The 2739-nt window shown below is 55.0% G+C and carries 2 protein-coding genes and 1 pseudogene; 2 read left to right on the top strand and 1 reads right to left on the bottom strand.

Going from position 1 to position 2739, the window contains the following annotated elements; genetic code table 11:
- Positions 1–68: 68 nt before the first annotated feature.
- Positions 69–1031: pseudogene (locus tag WD071_RS09610) on the bottom strand (IS4 family transposase); the annotation flags it as partial.
- A gap of 230 nt (positions 1032–1261) precedes the next feature.
- Here WD071_RS09610 and WD071_RS09605 point away from each other — a divergent pair.
- A complete protein-coding gene (locus WD071_RS09605) occupies positions 1262–1876 on the top strand; it encodes a hypothetical protein (protein ID WP_368048153.1) in 615 nt (204 codons plus the stop codon).
- Positions 1877–1976: 100 nt separating this feature from the next.
- Positions 1977–2606: a DUF3800 domain-containing protein gene (locus tag WD071_RS09600; RefSeq protein WP_368048152.1), complete on the top strand. Its 630-nt coding sequence runs from the start codon at positions 1977–1979 to the stop codon at positions 2604–2606.
- Positions 2607–2739 lie beyond the last annotated feature (133 nt).

Genomic DNA, 2739 nt, shown 5'->3' with positions numbered 1-2739 from the left:
CCAGGATGCGCCCGCGCGGCCCTGGCGGTGCCCCGTACAAGCCGACGACTTGCCGGAATGGCACTCGGTTAAGGACAAGCCTCACTGGCCAACCGCCGGCGCGATTTGTGGCGCGGAATCGTCATGTACTTGTCCCAAGCGGGGCGACGTTTCTTGAATCTCGGCTCCATGCGTCCCGGCCGATTTCCTACGCGGTGAGCCGACACCGTGGCCAAAAGCGCATTGTAAATCGCTTCGCTGCCGTCTATCGCCATCATCGGGGCGGTGAAGCTTTCCACGGCCTGCATCGTTCCCTTGACGCTCAACTGGCGGGGCGTGATATCGTTTCTCTTGGCGGACTCTACCATTGTTCCCCGAAGCAGGTTGTATGCCAAGACGTGACACCAGATTTCCTTGCGAACCATATCTGGGGTCTTGCAGCGCAGAACGTCCATGTGGAGCGAATGCTTGATGCTGCGAATGTCCACTTCGCAGTTCCAGCGCCGCCAGTACAGATCGGATAGTTCCTTTTGCGGAATCGTGGGGTCGCTCATTGTGGTCACGACGATGGCCCGTTCCTTACCGCCGTTCCGCCCCTCTATTTCTATCACGAATTCACGCATCAGAATCGAGTTCGGCATGGCCGCGTAGGTCGCTTCATCCATCCACTCCGGGCGGATGGGCTTCTGCCATTCGGCAACGTGGTCATTCGCGCCGAGTACGTGGCCCGTCCGGAAGTTGACCTTACGGGCGTGGTGGCTTACCGAAACCAGATCGACGCCACGCTGTTGCAGCAAGGCTATCGTGAAGTAGCTCGGATAGTACCGATCCGCGACCAGGATATCGCCACGGTTCATAGTGCCGATCATGCTGCGCAACAAAGTCGATTCGCCCGTTCCCTTGCCAACGAATTCGGCAAAGGCCAGATCGACCACAGCGCCAGTCGAAAGGCTAATCAAGGCCACGGCCCGCATGATCGGGAACCCGAGCCCCTTGGCTATCGCGTTCGATTGCGGAAACGCAAGCTGATTCTCGGGAGTGTCGGCCATTGAAAAGCCGGTGCCAAATACGTGTCACGGTGCTTGGCAGCGGCCTTAGTCGTATCGCAGAACGGAAAAGGTTTGGTGCCGGGGCCATGAGCCGAGGCTCATGCTGCTGGGGGTCCAAACTCCGCGGAGCGGGGTCCAAACTCGCTGCCCCCGGCCTTTTTCCATCTGCCGAATGGTAGTTTAGGGAAATGCGCGAGTCTTGTCAAGCTTCCGTTTTCTGGTAGGGGTACGCCATGACTACTGAAAATTCTTTAGTTGTTTCGCTCCGACAACAGATCGAGCGCAAATACAGAGAGGCAATTCAAGCTTTGGAGACACTCTCCGAGTACCTAGAAGGTAACCAGGATGGCCCTTCCACTAAATCACCAGCGGCGGTTTTCGTTTCAGCCCCTTTTCAGGTCCCCGGTGGCACCACCGTCGAGCAGGTTTTGGCGGTTCTTGGTGACACACATAAAACTGTGCAGCAAATTCACGCTGAAACGGGCATTTCTGAGGAGTCTGTCCGTGCCGTTCTGTACTCGAAATTTGTGAAACCAAAACTGCATCGAAAAAAGGTCGGGAAACGAACGGGATTTAGAATGCTGCGGGCGACAGCAAATTCCTCTGCATTTTCAAGCGATTCAAACGGCGAGAAAAAATCGGCGGCTGCACTGGTTCGTGAGGTGATCGCGAAATACCCCGATGGCCTAACTGCGGCGGCGATTACTGCGGCAGTTGGGGAGCAGGTCGAGAAAATGACCGGAAGCAGGGCGGCGATCGGCGCTGCTCTATACAACGGAAAGAATCGTGGCCAGCTTATTTACCATGAGGGAAGCGGAACCTACTCACTCGCGAGGCGTAAATCCTAGTTTTTGACATAGATGGTTGGTAGCGCACGCGGGCAAACGCTTAATACAAATCCCGCCCAGGTGGATCTTGGGCACTTAGAACCAGGCAAGGGCTGCCGCAATGCTGGCGTACGTTGACGAATCCGGATGCACGGGAATGCGGCTCAATAAGGGAGCAACCCCATTTTTCACGGTGACGGCGGTTCTTTTCGACCAGCGAGATGAGGCCACTAGATGCTTTGAGCGAATTGAATCGCTAAAAACCCTGCTGAAAGTCCCGAGGGAATTTCACTTCACCAACCTGACCCATGATCGCCGCATTAGTTTCTTTGAAGAAATGAAGCACTTCCAATTTGAATATGTCGCCGTGGCGTTCGACAAAAACAAAATTGCGAGCGAGGGATTGGTGTTGAGTCAGCCACTCCTGCACTACCAGGCCAAGGCCATTTTCGCGGCAGTTGCCCACAGAATGAACAATAGCACAATCGTGATCGACAAAACTGGGAGCAGTGCGTTCCGTAAGAAGCTGGCGATCGATTTGAAGCACGATCTAAATCGCCAGTTTGAGCGGGTTGTAATTCGGAAAATCAAGGAATTGGAATCGCACAAACACCCCCTCTTGCAACTTGCGGACATGACGTGCGGGGCTGTTGCAAGATCGCTGCAGCGCAGCAAGAAAGGCCCAGACTGTTACCGGCAAATAATCAAGCAACGAGAGCGCTTGGTGAGCGTGTGGCCAGTGAGCGCATAAAAAAAACCCGACAAGCCTATCCCTTTCGGGCACGCACACCATAAGGCGACAGTTCGGCTAGCGGGTCGTTTCATTTAAATATATCGTCCAGCAAGCCTAGCCACAAGAGGGTGGCGCAAAAATTCTCGTGCCG

This window comes from Pseudohongiella sp., from assembly GCF_040877505.1.
Classification (GTDB): domain Bacteria; phylum Pseudomonadota; class Gammaproteobacteria; order Pseudomonadales; family Pseudohongiellaceae; genus Pseudohongiella.
This window is presented reverse-complemented; position numbering and strand designations above follow the sequence as displayed.